Here is an 18,243-nt window from a genome sequence, read left to right as displayed (position 1 = left end):
CCCTGTCGAATTCCGGCCAGCGTGGTTTAACGGGGCGCCTAAGATCAAAAGCAGATCAAGAGCGGCTCGCTTCGCATCGTGGTTACCGTTGAGCTAACAGAGTTATGTAGATACCTATGCTGCGATGGCGCGAGTGGATTCAGCACCGCTATCGCAGGCAAGCCAGCTCCCACAGGGGTAGTGATCAGTTTCAGGTCGCATCGGCATGGCTGACCATGCCCTTGATCACCACCGCTGCCGTGGCCAAGGCCGCCGGTATCACCAATGCGGTGAGCACCTGCTCGAAGTTCCAGCCCAGGCCCAGCAAAGTAGCGCCCATCCACGCCCCCAGGATCGCGCCGAAGCGGCCAATGCCGAGCATCCACGACACCCCGGTGGCACGGCCTTGGGTGGGGTAGAAACGCGCCGCCAGCGACGGCATTGCCGATTGCGCACCGTTGACGCACATCCCGGCGACCAGCACCAGGGTGGCCAACAGCGTGATGTTGCCCAGGCTCTGCCCCACCGCGTAGGCAAACACCCCGGCCAGCAAATAGAAAGTGCCGATCACTTTGTGCGGGTTGAACCGGTCCATCGCCCAGCCCACGCCCACCGCGCTCAGGACGCCACCAAACTGGAACAGCGCGCCGATAAACGCGGCCTGCTCCATGCTCGCGCCGCTGTCACGCATCAAAGTGGGGAGCCAACTGGTCAGCAGGTAAACAATCACCAGGCCCATGAAGTACGTGAGCCACAACAGCAAGGTGCCAGCGCTGTAGGTGCCCGAGAAAATCACTGCGAACACATTGCGGGCCTTGACGGTTTTTTGCTCCGGTACGCTGAAGTGAGTGGCCTGGGCAACGATGTCTGGCTCGATGGGGGCAAGGGTCTTGCGTACCTTGTCGGTGCCGCGATTGCGTACCACCAGGTAGCGGGCAGACTCCGGCAGCCACACCAACAGCACCACCGCCAGGATCAACGGCAAGATGCCGCCTATCAGCAACAGGCTGTGCCAGCCGAACGCGGGAATCAGCTTGGCCGAAATAAACCCACCACCGGCCATGCCGAGGTTGAAGCCACAGAACATGCTGGTCACCAACAAGGATTTATGCCGCTCGGGTGTGTATTCAGACAACAAGGTGGTGGCATTCGGCATGCCGGCGCCCAGGCCCAGGCCGGTGAGAAAGCGCAGCACCAGCAACTGGTCGACATTGGTGCTGTAGGCCGACGCCAGGCTGAACGCACCAAACACCAACACCGCGCCGACCAGCACGACTTTGCGGCCAAAGCGGTCGGCCAGAGGGCCGGAACCGAGTGCGCCAAACACCATGCCGATCAACGCGGCGCTCATCACCGGGCCGAGGCTGGCGCGGTCGATGCCCCAGTCCTGGGACAGTGCCGGCGCGATAAAGCCCATGGCGGCTGTATCGAGGCCGTCGAGAAAGACAATCAGGAAACACAGGATCACCACGCGCCACTGATAGCGCGAAAGTGGCTGGGTGTTGATAAAGGACTGTACGTCCAGGGTGGTACCGACAGAAGGCTGATTCATTATTTTTATTCCACACCGATGGCGGGCTGACGACCTGGGGCCGTCATTCTTATTGGGCAGCTCCTCAGAGCGCTGCCGCACATTAATAAGCCAAGGGAAACACCGTCAATCGAGCCCGCCGGGATCTGTGCGGTCACCGAACAGCTTAGGCAAACAGCTGCGCACTCAGCTCACGGCTGGCGCTGAGCATGCTCGGCAAAAAGCGCTGCTCCAACTCGCTGCGGCTGACCCGACCGGCGTGGGTGCTGACATTCAGCGCGGCCAATACCTGGCCGGACGCGTCATACACCGGCACCGCGATGGAGCGCAGGCCCTGCTCCAGTTCCTGGTCGACAATGCACCAGCCCTGCTGACGCACCTGTTGCAGGCATTCGAATAACGCTTGCGGTGTTGTCAGGGTGCGGCTGGTCTTGGTTTGCAGGTCGGCATGGTCGAGATAATCCTGCAGCGAGGCATCGTCGAGGGCGGCCAGCAGAATGCGGCCCATGGACGTGCAATACGCAGGCAGGCGCCCGCCCACCGACAGGTCAACCGAGATCAGGCGCTGGGTGGTGGCGGAACGGGCGATATAGAGGATGTCATCGCCTTCCAGGGTAGCCATGTTGCAGGCTTCATGGAGCTGCTCGCTCATGCGGTCCAGGTAAGGCTGTGCCGAAACGGCCAGCGGTGTGGACGACAGATAGGCGTGACCGAGGGTCAGCACCTTGGGCAACAGCGAGTAGGTGCGCCCATCCGTGGTGGCGTAGCCGAGCTTGATCAAGGTGTGCAGGCAACGGCGCACGGCGGCGCGGGGAATTTCGGTGCGGTGGCTGATCTGGGCGATGGTCAGGTGACGTTTGCGCTCCTGGAACGCCTGCACCACGGCCAGGCCACGGGCCAGGGACGTCATGAAATCCGGATCACCGGTGAATGCCTGGATGCGCTTGGCCGGTGAAGCCACGATCGGCGGCGCCACTGATGCAAAGGAGTTGCGCAATTGATCGTTCATTTCAACGGGCCTTCTCTTGTTATCACCACGGGAGGGTTGGCGGCTATTACAAGCCGTGCCGGCCGCCCTGCACAAGTCAACGCCGGTAACATTGGGCGATTATCGGACAACCATGCGATTATCGCAATTTGGCCGGCATGGGTGCAGATCCCGCAGATAACGTTCGAGATTTAGCTGATGTCGCCGAAAAGTGTAGGCATTTACCCTTCTATCAGTATGAATACAGATATGAAGATGACGCTGTTCACAAATACGTCGGCGATATGTAACAAAACCCAAGCACGCCGTTGACGCTTTTTAACTTCATGATGATAGTGTTATTCAAATGCGCCGCTATAATGCAACCTGTGCAGAGGTCAGCCCGGTATCACTATCGGGAGGGGAGCTCACCAGGTATTGCAGGCTGCAGGCAACGCCGGTCACAAGTACTCGCTTAAAAGAACGGCCCTCAGGCCCGTATACCAACTTGAACGGTTCGACTGTTCTATTTGGAATCGCCCCGAGCACGACTTTCAGGCATGACACTGCGCAATCAATAACTCAACTCAATTAGGTAATACTGTGACGAAAGATGAACTGCGCGCGGAACTTGAGCGCCAGGAGCAACGTTACAAGGACGTCTACGGCGGGGAAGTCACCACCTACGCCGCGCAACCTGAGCCGGAACGCAAACCATGGCGCAAACGAGCCAGCCTGCTGGATCAGGCATTTGCCCAGGAAATCCAAAAAATCGAGCAGGAACTCAAGACCGAGGAGCCCTGAGCACTTCGGTCGAGTTCAGCGCCTTGCAGTCGCTGCCGGTCAAGCACTGGTTCAGCGGCCGCTGGTCAGTAACCTACAGCCACCCACGAAATTTCATACAAATGTTTCAAGCATGGCATTTTCATGACAAAAGTCCGCCTTCTGCGGCCTGCGCTTTATAAATCAAAGACTTGCCAAAGCCCCGAAAACCCTGGGATACGTGTGTCTTACCGGTTTTTTTTCCAGGAAGATTGTTACCGATGAGCAGCTAATGCATCGATTACTGATGTTTTCTGGCATAATCGCGCCCCCTTACGACCGGGTCAGAAAACCTTCATGATCGATTTATTCAGCGGACTGGATGCTTGGGTTCTCGTGAGCCTGTTGCTCGCCCTGGCCTTTGTCCTCGCCTTCGAGTTCATCAATGGCTTTCATGACACCGCTAACGCGGTGGCCACAGTCATCTATACCAAAGCCATGCCGCCACACCTGGCCGTGTTCTTCTCCGGGGTGTTCAATTTCCTCGGGGTATTGCTCGGTGGTGTCGGTGTCGCCTACGCCATCGTGCACTTGCTGCCGGTGGAGTTGCTGATCAATGTGAATACCGGCCATGGCTTGGCAATGGTCTTCTCGTTGTTGGCGGCGGCGATCACCTGGAACCTGGGCACTTGGTACTTCGGTATCCCCGCCTCCAGCTCCCACACCCTGATCGGCTCGATCCTCGGTGTCGGCCTGGCCAATGCATTGATCAACGACATCCCCCTGGCTGACGGTGTGAACTGGCAGAAGGCCGTGGATATCGGCGCCTCCCTGGTGTTCTCGCCGATGGCGGGCTTCCTGGTCGCCGCCCTGGTGCTGATCGGCCTGAAGTGGTGGCGCCCGCTGTCTAAGATGCACAAGACCCCCGACCAGCGCCGCAAGCTCGACGACAAGAAGCACCCGCCGTTCTGGAACCGCCTGGTCCTGGTGATTTCGGCCATGGCTGTAAGCTTCGTGCACGGCTCCAACGATGGCCAGAAAGGCATCGGCCTGATCATGCTGGTACTGATTGGTATCGTGCCGGCGCAGTTCGTATTGGACCTGGGCAGCACCACTTACCAGATCGAACGTACCCGCGACGCCACCCTGCACTTGAACCAGTTCTACCAGCGCAACCACGAGACCCTCGGTGAGTTCCTGGCCCTGGGCAAAAGCGTGAAGGATGACCTGCCGGGCAAGTTCCGCTGCAACCCGCAGCAGACCGAACCGACGATCAACGCGCTGCTGGGCACCCTCAAGGGCGTCTCGGACTACCACTCGCTGACGGCCGACCACCGCATCGAAGTGCGTCGCTACCTGCTTTGCCTGGATGACACCGCGAAAAAGGTCGGCAAGCTGCCAGGCCTGGACTCCCGTGAGAAGTCAGACCTCGACAAGCTGCGCAAAGACCTGACCGCCACCACCGAGTACGCCCCGTTCTGGGTGATTCTCGCGGTCGCACTGGCCCTGGGCCTGGGCACCATGGTGGGCTGGAAGCGCGTGGTACTGACCATCGGTGAGAAGATCGGCAAGCAAGGCATGACCTATGCCCAGGGCATGTCAGCGCAAATCACCACGGCCACCATGATCGGCTTTGCCAATATCTTCGCCCTGCCAGTGTCCACCACCCACGTCCTGTCTTCTGGCGTGGCGGGCACCATGGTTGCCAACAAAAGCGGCCTGCAAGGTGGCACCGTCAAGACCATCCTGATGGCCTGGGTATTGACCTTGCCAGCGACCGTAGGCCTCTCGGCCGGTTTGTTCTGGTTGGCGTCCAAGGCTTTGGGCAACTGATAGCCAGCCGGCAATAAAAAAGGTGCGATCCGCGAAGGTCGCACCTTTTTTTATTCAAGTTAATTGATGGCAGAAGGTAAAGATGTGGGAGCTGGCTTGCCTGCGATCGCGGTGGGTCAGCTCATATATTTATCAACTTTTACTGCGCTATCGCAGGCAAGCCAGCTCCCACAAGTGGACTGCGGTGCGCTTTGCCAAAAAAAAAGGGCGACCGAAGTCGCCCAAAATGCCTTGCGTGCTCATGTAACCCGGAAAGACTTAAGGTTTTTTACGCTTGTTCGCGTCTTTCCAGATAAAAAATCCAAACCCTACAAAAAACAGCACCATGAGGCTAACAGTCAGCACTCCGGCGAAAACCACATTATCGAAAAACATGACCGGCCTCCTGCACTTGCCCTGTTGCGATAGGGCTAAGTTAATGGAGAAGGCGCAGTGGGAAATTGACCAGGATCAATGTCGCCCACAACGGGGCGTAAAGAAGGGGAATAACTGACCTGCATCAATGGATGCAGGGCGTTTCAACGCTTTTTCGGCTTGTTCTTGGACTTTTTCTTGGGCTTGCCCAAGGGCATGGCTTGTTCAAAGGCTTGGCGCACTTCATTCAAGCGTTTGTCATTGAGGTCGTGCACGCGCTTGGCACGTTCGGCGTTCAGGTCGATCAGCTTGTCGTCATCACTCATGGCTTGGCTTACGTCGTGGCGGGAATGCCTCAATAATGCGGCCTGCCCCGCCCGACGGCAATTAAGCGGGCGACAAAATGCAGGCCATCGACCAAAATCGGCACTTTCTACCCTGCCCAGGAGGCGCATCCAGGTGGCCTTGCACAACGACCTTCCACCGCTGCTGGCCCTGCGCGCCTTCGAGGCCGTGGCGCGGCACTTGAGTTTTATCAAGGCGGCCAACGAGTTGTCGGTGACCCAAAGCGCGCTGAGCCACCAGGTACATAAGCTCGAACACCACCTGGGCAAACCGTTGTTTATCCGGCGCACTCGTGCGATTGACCTGACGTTGGCCGGGCAAGATTACTACGCGCAAATCCGCCCTGCCCTGGACGCCATCGCCGCTGCGACGCGCAACCAACGGGGTGCGCCCAGCGCCAGTGTGTTGCGTATCGGCTTGCTGGCATCCTTTGCCACGTTATGGCTGGCGCCGCGCCTGGCCGAGTTTCTACGGTGCTACCCGCATATCCAGGTGGAGTTGCTGCCCGCCATTCAACTGGCCAACGTCGCCACGGCCGAGGTTGACCTGGCCATCCGCTACGGCAAGGGCGACTGGCCCGAGGTGCGCGCCACACGCCTGATGGCCGAAACCCTGTCACCGGTATGCAGCCCTGGATTCAAAGCCAGGCAGATCGCCAGTGGCGCGCTGTTGATGGCGACCTCCCACCGCCCTTTCGAGTGGACCGATTGGTCGGCCCATTACCAGGTCAACCTTGATCACCACCCCCGCGTGATGCTGCATGACTACAACATCGTGGTCGAAGCGACCGTGGCCGGCCAGGGGATCGCCATGGGCCGCCATCGCCTGATCGAACGCAGGCTCCAGGACGGCAGCCTGGTAGAGGCCTTTGACTGGCCGCCCTATCACAGCGATATCGGCTATTGGCTGATCGCACCTCAGCGCCCGCTCAGTGAGGCGGCTGAGTGCTTCAGCCAGTGGTTGAAGCAGGCGTGTGCCGACGCGTGAGGTTTTTCGATACGTCGGTTGAGATCTATCCGTTTGTCGCCCCTCGCCACCGCCAACATGCTGGAACCTTCTGACACCAGAGGATTTCACCATGACCGATTCCATCCGCCAGCGCGTACACGCCCTCGGCCTGACACTGCCCACGCCCAGCCAACCCGCTGCCAACTACGTCAATCATGTGATCAGCCAACACCAGCTGTTCATCTCGGGACAAATTCCCATGACCGATGGCAAACCTGCCTACCTTGGCCGGCTGGGCGATTCTCTCAGCGATGAAGATGGCGCCCAAGCGGCGGAATTGGCAGCGCTGGGCCTGCTGGGGCAATTGAGCGATGCGCTGGGCGATGACCTGTCGCGGGTGGTGCGCACCCTGCGCCTGGGCGTGTTCATTGCCAGCAGCGCCGACTTCCAGCGCCAAAGCCTGGTCGCCAATGGCGCTTCGAACCTGCTGGTCAACGCCCTCGGCGACAAGGGTCGACACGTGCGCACCGCCGTAGGGGTTTGCAGTCTGCCGGCTGGTGTCGCCGTGGAAGTGGACGCCATTTTCGAGCTGCAGCCATGACCCCGCTGCAAGTCCAGCACTTGCGAGAAGCCACGCCCGGTTGCCAGTCCGGCATCGTGCACTTCAACCACGCCGGGGCGTCCTTGCCCAGCCAGGCGACGCTCGACGCCATCATCGAACAGCTGCAACGCGAAGCCCGCGACGGCCCGATGGAGGCCGGAGAACAGGGTGCCGTCTTAGTGGAAAAGGCCCGCCGAGCCGCCGGCCAACTGCTCAATGCGCCCGCCTCATCGATTGCCTTCGCCAGCAGTGGCTCGACGGCCTGGAGCATGGCCTTCCAGGCGCTGGGGCCATGGCAGCCGGGCGATCGTATTCTAGTGGGGCGCCACGAATGGGGCGGTAACCTGGCGAGCATGGAACTGGCCGTTCAAGCCGGGGCGCGGGTGGACGTCATCCCGTGTGATGCCAGCGGCGCGGCCTGCCCGGTGGCGTTGGAGGCGATGCTGGATGCCAAGGTGAAGCTGATCGACCTCACCTGGCTGCCGGCCAACGGTGGCTTGATCAACCCGGCCCAGGCCATCGGCGATGTGGCCAGGCGGCATACCATTCCCTACTTCATCGACGCGGGCCAAGCCGTCGGCCAGGTGCCGGTGGATGTGCAAGCGTTGCAGTGCGATGTGCTCAAGTCCGCCGGCCGCAAACACCTGCGCGGGCCTCGCGGTACCGCGCTACTGTATATCAGGCCAGATTTTCTGCCACATCTGAACCCGGCCCAACGCGACGTGTTTTCAGCGCCCTGGACCGTCGAGGGCTTCGACCTGCGCAACGACGCCCGGCGCTTTGAAACCAGCGAAGTCTCTTTCGCCCTGCTGGCCGGCCTGGGCAATGCGTTGCACGAGATCAATCAACTGGGGATTGAGCAAGTATGGCAAAGGGTCTCGAAGACCAGCGCGCGAATCCGCGAGGCACTGCGTCAGATACCGGGAATTACCTTGCATGACTTAGGCAGAACGCATTCAGGCTTGATCGCGTTCAACCTGGCCGGCTGGGACAGCTTTGAACTCAAGCAACGCCTGGCCTGCAAGCGCATCAACATCGGCGCCAATGGCGTGGCCTACACCCCGCTGGATATGCAAGCACGTGGGTTGAACAGCATTGCGCGCATCTCCGTCAGCCCGCTCAACACCGATGACGAGATTGAGTTACTGGTGAAGGCGCTGCGCGAACTGAACGATTAAACCTCGATATCCACCCACAGGCCCTGGCGCGGCGCGTCTTCGATCAGCGGCGCCACGGGCACGGTGTTGTCAGCGTTGAGCAAGTCGCCGGGAATCGGCAAATGCTGCTCCGCGTCGTCGTCGGCTTCACGCCGGCGTTTCTGCTGCTCCTGCTGGCGACGCTGCTCTTCGCGCAGCAGAAAGGTCGATTGCTCGGCATCGCCTTTTTTCAGGTCGATCGTGCTCTCGTTGGAGCCCGGTTGAACGGGCACCACCGGCGGAATATCCGGTTTCTGGCGTGCCGGGTCGAGTTGCGACGTGACCGGCACAACACTGACGGGCAGCATGGGTGGCAGCATGATAATTATTCTCCTGATCAACAGGCTGTCGGCGGGTGGCAGGGCGACTTGAGCACCCGCGTGCCAAGCTGTGACTCAGTCGACACTCTCAAGTGCCCGCCACCCGTCGATTCAATTTCCGCCTGCCCGTACAAACAGCGTAGTTTTTGTCAGAGTTCTTGGGCGCCGGGCCGTGTTCCGTTAACATAGTCGGCTTTTTCACGGCGGGAGTCAGGCAGCATGGCGCAGCAGTATCAACCGGGGCAACGCTGGATTAGTGACAGCGAAGCAGAGCTGGGGTTAGGCACCGTTCTGGCACAGGACGGCCGCTTGTTGACCGTGCTCTATCCGGCCACTGGCGACACTCGCCAGTATGCGCTACGGAATGCGCCCCTCACTCGCGTGAGGTTTTCGCCGGGTGACACCATCACCCATTTCGAAGGCTGGAAAATGACCGTACAGGAAGTCGACGACGTCGATGGCCTGCTGGTCTACCACGGCCTCAATGGGCAGAACGAGCAGGTCACCCTGCCAGAAACCCAACTGTCCAACTTCATCCAGTTCCGCCTGGCCAGTGATCGCCTGTTCGCCGGGCAGATCGACCCGCTGGCGTGGTTCTCGCTGCGCTACCACACCCTGGAACACACCAGCCGCCAGTTGCAGTCCTCGCTGTGGGGCCTGGGTGGCGTACGCGCCCAACCGATTGCCCACCAACTGCACATCGCCCGCGAAGTCGCTGACCGTATCGCGCCACGCGTGTTGCTGGCGGACGAAGTGGGGTTGGGCAAGACCATCGAGGCAGGCCTGGTGATCCATCGCCAACTGCTCTCGGGCCGTGCCAACCGCGTACTGATCCTGGTCCCGGAAAACCTGCAGCACCAATGGCTGGTGGAAATGCGCCGCCGCTTCAACCTGCAGGTTGCGCTGTTCGATGAAGAGCGCTTTATCGAAAGCGATGCCACCAACCCGTTCGAAGACACCCAGCTTGCACTCGTTGCGCTCGAATGGCTGGTGGACGACGAGAAGGCCCAGGACGCGCTGTTCGCCGCCGGCTGGGACTTGCTGGTAGTCGACGAAGCCCACCACCTGGTGTGGCACGAAGACAAGGCCAGCGCCGAATACTCGCTGGTCGAACAACTGGCCGAAGTGATTCCTGGCGTGCTGCTGCTGACCGCCACCCCGGAACAACTGGGCCAGGACAGCCATTTTGCGCGCCTGCGCCTGCTGGACCCGAACCGCTTCCACGATCTGCAAGCCTTCCGCGCCGAGAGCGAAAACTATCGCCCGGTGGCCGAAGCCGTGCAGGAGCTGCTGGACAAGGGCCGCCTGTCGCCGACCGCGCACAAGACCATTCAAGGCTTCCTCGGTGACGAAGGTGAAACCCTGCTCACCGCCGTCAACGATGGCGACACCGAGGCCAGCGCACGCCTGGTGCGTGAACTGCTGGACCGCCACGGCACCGGCCGCGTGCTGTTTCGCAACACCCGTGCCGCGGTGCAAGGCTTCCCCGAGCGCAAGCTGCACGCCTACCCGCTACCGAACCCGGACGAATACCTCGAACTGCCCCTGGGCGAACACGCCGAGCTGTACCCGGAAGTCAGCTTCCAGGCGCAACCGGACATCGAGGAAGAGAACCGCTGGTGGCGTTTCGACCCTCGGGTCGAGTGGCTGATCGACCAGTTGAAAATGCTCAAGCGCACCAAGGTCCTGGTGATCTGCGCCCACGCCGAAACCGCCATGGACCTGGAAGACGCCCTGCGTGTGCGCTCCGGCATCCCGGCCACGGTGTTCCACGAAGGCATGAATATTCTGGAGCGTGACCGCGCCGCTGCCTATTTTGCCGATGAAGAGTTCGGTGCCCAGGTGCTGATCTGCTCGGAAATCGGCAGTGAAGGCCGCAACTTCCAGTTCTCCCATCACCTGGTGCTGTTCGACCTGCCGTCCCACCCCGACCTGCTGGAACAGCGTATCGGGCGCCTGGACCGGATCGGCCAGAAACACGTGATCGAACTGCACGTGCCGTACCTGGAAACCAGCCCGCAAGAGCGCCTGTTCCAGTGGTACCACGAGGCGCTCAATGCCTTCCTCAACACCTGCCCGACCGGCAACGCCTTGCAGCATCAGTTCGGCCCACGCCTGCTGCCCTTGCTGGAAGCCGCCGACGACGGCGAGTGGCAAGCCCTGATCGACGAAGCCCGTGCCGAGCGCGAGCGCCTGGAGCAGGAGTTGCACACCGGTCGCGACCGCTTGCTCGAACTCAATTCCGGCGGCGCCGGCGAAGGCGATGCACTGGTCGAGGACATCCTCGAACAAGACGATCAGTTCGCCCTGCCGATCTATATGGAAACCCTGTTCGACGCATTCGGCATCGACAGCGAAGACCATTCGGAAAACGCGCTGATCCTCAAGCCCAGCGAAAAAATGCTCGACGCCAGCTTCCCCCTGGGCGACGACGAGGGTGTAACCATCACCTACGACCGTAACCAGGCGCTGTCGCGCGAAGACATGCAGTTCATCACTTGGGAGCACCCGATGGTGCAGGGCGGCATGGACCTGGTGCTGTCCGGTTCCATGGGCAACACCGCTGTGGCGCTGATCAAGAACAAGGCGCTCAAGCCAGGCACCGTATTGCTTGAACTGCTGTATGTCAGCGAAGTGGTCGCCCCGCGCTCCCTGCAACTGGGTCGCTACCTGCCACCGGCCGCCTTGCGCTGCCTGCTGGATGCCAACGGCAATGACCTGTCGGGCCGCGTGTCGTTCGTGACCTTGAATGACCAGCTGGAAAGCGTGCCACGGGCCAGCGCGAACAAATTCGTGCAGGCGCAGCGCGACCAACTCACACCGCGCATCAACGCCGGTGAAGAGAAGATCGCCCCGCGTCACGCCGAGCGTGTGGCCGAAGCCAAGCGTCGCCTGGCCGCGGATACCGACGAAGAACTGGCGCGCCTGACCGCGCTGCAAGCGGTCAACCCGACCGTACGTGACAGCGAGTTGGTCGCCTTGCGCAACCAGCGCGAGCAAGGCCTGGCCATGCTCGATAAAGCGGCACTGCGACTGGAAGCGATTCGGGTGTTGGTGGCGGGCTGATAATCCGCAGCCAATTAGGAGGCCCGATTAGTGCGGGCCTTTTTATTGGTCTTGAGGGCCTCATCGGGGCATAGGTATCTACACAACTTTGTAGGCTGTAGCAGCCGACGGTAACCACGATGCGAAGCGAGACGCTCTTGATCTTGATCTGCTTTTGATCTTAGGCGCCCCGTTAAACCACGCTGGCCGGAATTCGACAGGGATTTGGGGGGTAAACCGGCAGGGATGCCGGTTTAGCCGCCCCGCGCCATGGATGGCGCGTGGCGGCGACCCCCCAAATCACTGGCGGATTACGGGCACACCGAGCCTGGGCGAGGTGCCGAGTGGTGGGGCAAGAGCGTTTTGCTTACTTTGCCGCTTTTGCAAAGTGAGCCGCCGTCAGGGCGGAACCTTAAGTGGCCGTTACCGCAGGAATGGATATGTACACGGTCCGACTGTGTTGACTGTCAAGCCGTCTTCGCAGGCAAGCCAGCTCCCACAGTTGGATCGCGGTGCGTCAGTTAGATCAGCGTCGGCTGCCAGGCCGTCGCGGGAGCAAGCTCCCTCGCCACAGGTTTAGCGTCGTACCGAAGTTGTGTAGATACCTATGCTCATCGGGGGCAAGCCCCCTCCCACGCTGACCGAGTAGAGTTCAAACAACTCGGTCAAATGTGGGAGGGGGCTTGCCCCCGATAGGCATGGGTATCTACACAACTTTTGTAGCCACTGCCGATGCTAACCACGATGCGAAGCGAGCCGCTCTTGATCTGCTTTTGATCTTGATCTTAGGCGCCCCGTCAAACCACGCTGGCCGGAATTCGACAGGGATTTGGGGGGTAAACCGGCAGGGATGCCGGTTTAGCCGCCCCGCGCCATGGATGGCGCGTGGCGGCGACCCCCCAAATCACTGGCGGATTACGGACACACCGAGCCTGGGCGAGGTGCCGAGTGGTGGGGCAAGAGCGTTTTGCTTACTTTGCCGCTTTTGCAAAGTGAGCCGCCGTCAGGGCGGAACCTTAAGTGGCCGTTACCGCAGGAATGGATATGTACACGGTCCGACTGTGTTGACTGTCAAGCCGTCTTCGCAGGCAAGCCAGCTCCCACAGTTGGATCGCGGTGCGTCAGTTAGATCAGCGTCGGCTGCCAGGCCGTCGCGGGAGCAAGCTCCCTCGCCACAGGTTTAGCGTCGTACCGAAGTTGTGTAGATACCTATGCTCATCGGGGGCAAGCCCCCTCCCACACTGACCGAGTAGAGTTCAAACAACTCGGTCAAAGGTGGGAGCTGGCTTGCCTGCGAAAGGGTCACCTCGGTCTCAAGCTGTAGCCGCAGCCGTCGGCACCTCAACCGCACTCAACCCTTCCTTCATCCGCTTGGCATCACGCACAAAACTGCGCGAGGCCTGGAACAGAAACAGCATGGTCAAGAACAACGCCACTGGAATCAGGTACATGGCGTCATGCAAGCCTACCGCTTTGTAAGCCTCTGTCATCTGCTGCGCCCCAGCCGCATACATCGCCGAATGGGCAAAGTGATCGGACAACGCCCCGACCACCACCGGCCCCATGCCACCGCCGAGCAGATACAGCCCGGCAAAGAACAGCGCCATCGCCGTTGCGCGCAAGCGTGGTTCGACCACGTCCTGGATCGCGGTATACACGCAGGTATAGAAGTTGTAGGCAAACAACCAGCCCACACTGAACAGCGCGACAAACACCCCGATTTCGACACGCCCGGCATGCAATGCCCAGGCGGTGGTGACCGTGGAGATGATCAAGCTGAAGGCGGCGAACAACAGTCGGCCATTGGCGACCCGCTGATGAATCTTGTCGGCAATCCAGCCCCCCAGCGTCAAGCCCACCAAACCGGTCAGGCCGACGATGACACCCGTCGCGACGGCCGCGTCCTGCAACGGCATGAGGAAATAGCGCTGCAGCATCGGCACCAGGAACGAGTTGCACGCATAGGTGGCAAAGTTAAAGCACAACCCGGCCAGCACCAGCCACAGAAAGGTCGGCACAGCCAGCACGCGACGGATCGGGCGGTCGACGCGCTCTTGGGAGACTTGCACGGTTTCCGCCGCACCACGCTTGGGTTCTTTTATGTAGAACATAAACACCGCAAGGATCAGACCCGGCACCGCCGCAATAAAGAAGGGCGCGCGCCAGCTGTCGAACGCCTTGACCATCGCACCGATCGTAAAGAACGCCAGCAACAGGCCCAACGGCAGGCCAAGCATGAAAATCCCCATGGCTCGGGCACGGCGGTGGGCGGGAAAGAGGTCGCCAATCAGCGAATTGGCCGCGGGTGCATAGCTGGCTTCGCCGATGCCAATGCCCATGCGCACCAGCAGGAAGGTCCAGAAACTGCCGACCATGCCGTTGACCGCCGTCAGCCCACTCCAGGCGAACAGGCCCCAGCCCATCAACTTGCTGCGTGAACCGGTGTCGGCCAGGCGCCCGAGCGGCAGCCCGGCAATGGCGTAGACGATGGTAAAAGCGGTGCCGATGATACCGAGCTGGAAGTCGCTCAGGTGCCACTCCATGCGGATGGGCTCAATGATGATCGCGGGAATGGTGCGGTCAAAAAAGTTGAACAGGTTAGCGAGGAACAGCAGGAACAGAATGCGCCAGGCATTCGCCGCTTGGGTCGAGTTCTGCATGGGTCCGTCTCTTTTATTGTTATGAGAGCTGCGATGCCCGATGCATCCTGCTCAGGTCACTGCAACATAGTCAGGCTGGCAGTGATTGTCTGTAATGATTCGTAAAGCTGATAGGGCATGATTTCACCCAGCCAACAGCGGATTTTGCCCACGAAAATATAAGTGCGTGCCCCTCTTCCCAATGGCGATGGCACGGATAGAATGGCGAGCCTTTCGTAGCACCCTCCTCCTACTTTTCTTATTGATGACGCCCATGTCCGAAGCCAGTCCGTGTCTGAATTGCGGTGCCTGCTGTTCACACTTTCGCGTGTCTTTCTTCTGGGGTGAGTGCGCCTCGTCCGGGGGCACGGTGCCCGATGACCTGGTGGTGCAGATCAACCCCAGCCGCGTGGCGATGATCGGCACCGATCAGAAACCTGCACGGTGCTGCAGCCTTGAAGGTGAAGTCGGACAGGCCACCAGCTGCTCTATTTATGAGCAACGCTCCAGCGTATGCCGTGAGTTCGACTCGTCCTGGAGCCAGGGTGTGCAAAATGTCGATTGCGATGCCGCCCGTGCCGCATTCGGCCTGGCGCCGCTGGAAGCCCCACACTTCGAACTCGACCTGCCCATCAGCGCTTAGCACCAAACGCTATGGAAGGCATGTCAAAATAATTTGAGATCAAAACGCCATTACCCATGGCAAATCTTCGGAGACTTCTATACTCGACCCCATCGGTCATCGCCTCTGGCAGTGACATGGCTCTATGACGGGATACGCTATGGAATGGCTGGGGCAGCACTTTTTTACCGACCTTCCAGACAGTGGGCATTTATTACTCAATTGCAGTCATAACCCCTTTCTGGTGCTACTGGCGTACCTGGTCGCCTGCGCAGCGGGCTTCGGTACGCTGGACATGGCCGAACGTGTGGGCCATGTCGAAGACCCCACCGCCCGCCGCCATTGGCGCTGGCTGGGCGCGGGTTGTCTGGCAGGCGGAATCTGGTCGACCCATTTCATCAGCATGCTGGCGTTCCAGGCCCCCATCGCCATTCACTACGAATTGATCATGACGTTCGCCTCGCTGCTGATCGCCCTGATCGCCTCGCTGCTCGCCATGCAGACCCTCAGTCATACCCACCTGCGCTTTCATCAGTACCTGGTGGCTTCGGTGTGGATGGGACTGGGGATCGCGCTGATGCACTACGTGGGCATGTCGGCCATGCGCTCCCAGGCCCAGGTGTACTTCGAAACACGGCTGTTCCTGGCCTCGGTGGCGATTGCCATCGGCGCCAGCCTGGCGGCATTGTTGCTGTCCAGCTACCTGCGCAACGGAACCGGCATGTTTCACCAACTGCTCAAATACGCCGCCAGCCTGGTGCTGGGGGCCGGGATCCTGAGCATGCATTTCACCGGCATGGCGGCCATGCAAATGCTGGTGCCCGCTGGCGCGGATCTTTCATTGCCGGTGGATGGCAGTCCGATTCAACTGGGGTTGTCGGTGGCGGTAATTACCTTGCTGGTGATCGGCAGTAGTGTCAGCGCAGCCCTGGCAGATAAAAAGCTGCAACACAAAGAACGGGACCTGCGCCGGGTCAATGCGCTGCTCAGCGAACTCGATCAGGCCCGCGCTTCACTGCAACAAGTGGCCCACTTCGATGCGCTGACCAGCCTGCTCAACCGCCGTGGTTTCAATCAGATCTTCGCGGAAAAGGTTGCGGAAAAAACCCGAAGCCAAGGCATGCTGGCGGTGATCTTCCTCGACATTGATCACTTCAAGCGCATCAATGACAGCCTCGGCCACGATGCGGGCGACCAGTTGCTCACGGTGCTGGCCGGGCATATCAAGGGCTCGATACGCAGCCATGAAGATGTGGTGGCACGCTTTGGCGGCGATGAATTCTGCATCCTGATCACTATTCATCACCGCGACGAAGCTCGGCAGATGGCCCAGCGCATCATGCAGAAGATGAAAGAGCCCATCGAGCTGGCTGGCCGGCGCATGGTGATGACCACCAGCATCGGCATCAGCCTGTTTCCCGAGGACGGCCACACCTGCGAAGAGCTGCTGAAAACTGCCGACCTGGCGCTGTACCAATCCAAGGACGCCGGGCGCAACAGCTTGCACTTCTTCAGCTCCAACCTGAAAACACGCGCCTTCCTTGAGCTGCAACTGGAGGAAGAACTGCGCGCCGCCTTGCGTACGCACAACCAGTTGGTGCTGTTTTATCAGCCGATCTTCGACATGAAGCTGGGCAAGGTCACGCGCCTTGAAGCCCTGGTGCGCTGGCAACACCCCCAACACGGGCTGCTGGCCCCGGACCGCTTTATCGGCATTGCCGAGAACAACGGGCTGATTGCCGAGCTGGACCACTGGGTATTGCGCCAGGCCTGTCACGACCTGAGCCTGTTGTCTGACCGGGGCTACACCGAGTTGATCATGGCGGTAAACTGCTCGGCGTTGAACCTGGCGCGTGACGAACTGGCCGATGAAATCGAAGACGCCCTGCGCTTCGCCGGCATAGGCACCAACCGACTTGAACTGGAAGTCACTGAAAATGCGCTGATGGGCAACATCAGCAGCACCCTGGCACTGTTGCGGCAAATTCGCGCCCTGGGTGTGTCACTGGCCATCGATGACTTCGGCACTGGCTATTCGTCGCTGGCTTATCTCAAGCGCTTGCCGCTCAACACCTTGAAGATCGACCGCTCGTTTATCCAGGACATTCCCAAATCCACCGCAGACAGTGAAATTGTCCAGGCGGTTATCGGCATGGCCCACACCCTGCACTTGCAGGTGGTCACCGAAGGCGTGGAAACCCAGGCACAGTTCGAGTTGCTGCTCAAGCATGGCTGTGACTACATCCAAGGCTACCTGCTCAGCCCGGCGGTGCCTTTCAATGACATCATCGGCGTGATGCAGGGGATTGCCATGCGCAATCCGCTATATCCGCTCAGCGTGGAGAACAACGACGCTCCACAGCCAAAAGACCCGACGCCAGGGCGTATCGGTCCGCCGTCTATTGTCAGGCCGATTCGCTGAGACCCAGGCACGGGGAGTGATGGTGTGATCGCGGCTTCTCTTCACACCGGGTCATACCTGGAAACAATTGCGCCACACATTCCTTCGGACCTCAACTGTTCCCGTGACGTTTACGTCACCCTCGGCTGTGACCTTTCTCTACGGCAAGGTGCCATCACGCGTTCAGCGGTTACTCGGCTACACACTTCAGCGCGTGAAAAATACGCACCTTTTTCGTGCGCGACATTCTTATGCCGCCCTTTCCTGGATCAGGATCCATGGCGAGACCACCACCGCCCATAAGCTTGGATCCCGTTCGACCAGGTCCAATGCCCGCGTCGCAGACACCTCGCCAAGGGCACCTGCAGCCAGCCAGGCGGCGACTTTGTCACGGTTGTCTTCGGCCATTCCTTCGGCGGCCTCGATCAAATCCAGGCCGGCATCGACCCACAATAGGGCACCCTTGGCAAAGAACGGTTCAAGCTCCTTCCAGGAAATTTCGGCGGTTTCACCGAGCAGCTTGGCATAGAGGGTGCTTGGTTCTTGCGTCATGGGAATTCACCTGAGTAAAAAATCGGCGCAATCATAGCCCCGTCGCTCAGGCAGAAAAACCCAGTAGCAAATGAAGTAGCGATTGAAACTGCCAGGAAAGCCAAGGAATGCCTTGAAAGCGGTTAGCAGCCCGGCGCAATTCTGTCTT

Annotated in this window: 15 protein-coding genes; 8 read left to right on the top strand and 7 right to left on the bottom strand. The window is 60.1% G+C overall.

The genetic code is table 11. From position 1 onward, the window contains the following. Positions 1 to 190 precede the first annotated feature (190 nt). Both JJD66_RS16045 and pcaR read right to left on the bottom strand, forming a co-directional pair. The gene (locus JJD66_RS16045; RefSeq protein WP_198714918.1) at positions 191 to 1,531 is read right to left on the bottom strand and encodes an MFS transporter; all 1,341 of its coding nucleotides are present in this window, start codon (positions 1,529 to 1,531) and stop codon (positions 191 to 193) included. Positions 1,532 to 1,676: 145 nt separating this feature from the next. Beyond that, on the bottom strand, positions 1,677 to 2,519 hold the full coding sequence (pcaR, locus tag JJD66_RS16040) for a pca regulon transcriptional regulator PcaR (RefSeq protein ID WP_003189296.1): 843 nt from the start codon (positions 2,517 to 2,519) through the stop codon (positions 1,677 to 1,679). 561 nt (positions 2,520 to 3,080) lie between these two features. Between pcaR and JJD66_RS16035 the strand changes: the two genes are divergently transcribed. After that, positions 3,081 to 3,281, top strand: a complete 201-nt coding sequence (locus tag JJD66_RS16035) for a hypothetical protein (protein ID WP_003189295.1) — start codon at positions 3,081 to 3,083, stop codon at positions 3,279 to 3,281. 315 nt (positions 3,282 to 3,596) lie between these two features. Further along, positions 3,597 to 5,072, top strand: coding sequence for an inorganic phosphate transporter (locus JJD66_RS16030; protein ID WP_003189291.1), 1,476 nt, complete (start codon positions 3,597 to 3,599; stop codon positions 5,070 to 5,072). Between the two features lie 258 nt (positions 5,073 to 5,330). On the opposite strand, the gene ccoM is transcribed toward JJD66_RS16030, so the two are convergent. Beyond that, the gene (gene ccoM, locus JJD66_RS28315; protein WP_019817835.1) at positions 5,331 to 5,447 is read right to left on the bottom strand and encodes a cytochrome c oxidase subunit CcoM; all 117 of its coding nucleotides are present in this window, start codon (positions 5,445 to 5,447) and stop codon (positions 5,331 to 5,333) included. Between the two features lie 143 nt (positions 5,448 to 5,590). Next, positions 5,591 to 5,752, bottom strand: coding sequence for a hypothetical protein (locus JJD66_RS16020; protein ID WP_005785860.1), 162 nt, complete (start codon positions 5,750 to 5,752; stop codon positions 5,591 to 5,593). Positions 5,753 to 5,885: 133 nt separating this feature from the next. On the opposite strand from JJD66_RS16020, the gene JJD66_RS16015 reads away from it, so the two are divergent. The 3 genes from JJD66_RS16015 to JJD66_RS16005 all read left to right on the top strand — a co-directional run bounded on the left by JJD66_RS16015 (position 5,886) and on the right by JJD66_RS16005 (position 8,498). Then, positions 5,886 to 6,758 (top strand): LysR substrate-binding domain-containing protein, encoded by an 873-nt coding sequence (locus JJD66_RS16015; protein ID WP_198714919.1) that lies wholly within the window; start codon positions 5,886 to 5,888, stop codon positions 6,756 to 6,758. Between the two features lie 91 nt (positions 6,759 to 6,849). Then, a complete protein-coding gene (locus tag JJD66_RS16010; RefSeq protein ID WP_200648560.1) occupies positions 6,850 to 7,320 on the top strand; it encodes a RidA family protein in 471 nt (156 codons plus the stop codon). Then, complete coding sequence (locus tag JJD66_RS16005) at positions 7,317 to 8,498, top strand: aminotransferase class V-fold PLP-dependent enzyme (RefSeq protein ID WP_200648559.1); 1,182 nt, start codon at positions 7,317 to 7,319, stop codon at positions 8,496 to 8,498. The genes JJD66_RS16010 and JJD66_RS16005 overlap by 4 nt, the downstream gene beginning before the upstream one ends. Here the strand turns inward: JJD66_RS16005 and JJD66_RS16000 are convergent. Then, a complete protein-coding gene (locus JJD66_RS16000; protein WP_014717286.1) occupies positions 8,495 to 8,836 on the bottom strand; it encodes a hypothetical protein in 342 nt (113 codons plus the stop codon). The two genes, JJD66_RS16005 and JJD66_RS16000, sit on opposite strands and share 4 nt — an antisense overlap. 219 nt (positions 8,837 to 9,055) lie before the next feature. Here JJD66_RS16000 and rapA point away from each other — a divergent pair, with 219 nt between their 5' ends. Further along, the gene (gene rapA / locus JJD66_RS15995; RefSeq protein WP_200648558.1) at positions 9,056 to 11,902 is read left to right on the top strand and encodes an RNA polymerase-associated protein RapA; all 2,847 of its coding nucleotides are present in this window, start codon (positions 9,056 to 9,058) and stop codon (positions 11,900 to 11,902) included. A 1,292-nt stretch (positions 11,903 to 13,194) separates the two neighbouring features. Here the strand turns inward: rapA and JJD66_RS15990 are convergent. After that, positions 13,195 to 14,541: a spinster family MFS transporter gene (locus tag JJD66_RS15990; protein WP_105226057.1), complete on the bottom strand. Its 1,347-nt coding sequence runs from the start codon at positions 14,539 to 14,541 to the stop codon at positions 13,195 to 13,197. A gap of 253 nt (positions 14,542 to 14,794) precedes the next feature. On the opposite strand from JJD66_RS15990, the gene JJD66_RS15985 reads away from it, so the two are divergent. Then, positions 14,795 to 15,163 carry a YkgJ family cysteine cluster protein gene (locus JJD66_RS15985; protein WP_057975629.1) on the top strand — a complete coding sequence of 123 codons (369 nt, stop codon included), beginning with the start codon at positions 14,795 to 14,797 and terminating at the stop codon, positions 15,161 to 15,163. A gap of 139 nt (positions 15,164 to 15,302) precedes the next feature. Continuing rightward, positions 15,303 to 17,564 carry a putative bifunctional diguanylate cyclase/phosphodiesterase gene (locus tag JJD66_RS15980; RefSeq protein ID WP_198716506.1) on the top strand — a complete coding sequence of 754 codons (2,262 nt, stop codon included), beginning with the start codon at positions 15,303 to 15,305 and terminating at the stop codon, positions 17,562 to 17,564. 228 nt (positions 17,565 to 17,792) lie between these two features. Here JJD66_RS15980 and JJD66_RS15975 read toward each other — a convergent pair whose 3' ends face one another. Next, positions 17,793 to 18,095, bottom strand: a complete 303-nt coding sequence (locus tag JJD66_RS15975; RefSeq protein WP_105226055.1) for a DUF2288 domain-containing protein — start codon at positions 18,093 to 18,095, stop codon at positions 17,793 to 17,795. Between the last annotated feature and the right edge of the window lie 148 nt (positions 18,096 to 18,243).

Origin of the sequence: Pseudomonas sp. MF6751 (assembly GCF_016613265.1) — a bacterium.
GTDB lineage: Bacteria > Pseudomonadota > Gammaproteobacteria > Pseudomonadales > Pseudomonadaceae > Aquipseudomonas > Aquipseudomonas fluorescens_BV.
Note: the sequence above shows the minus strand (reverse complement) of the source record. Positions and strands in the feature narration are given on the sequence as shown.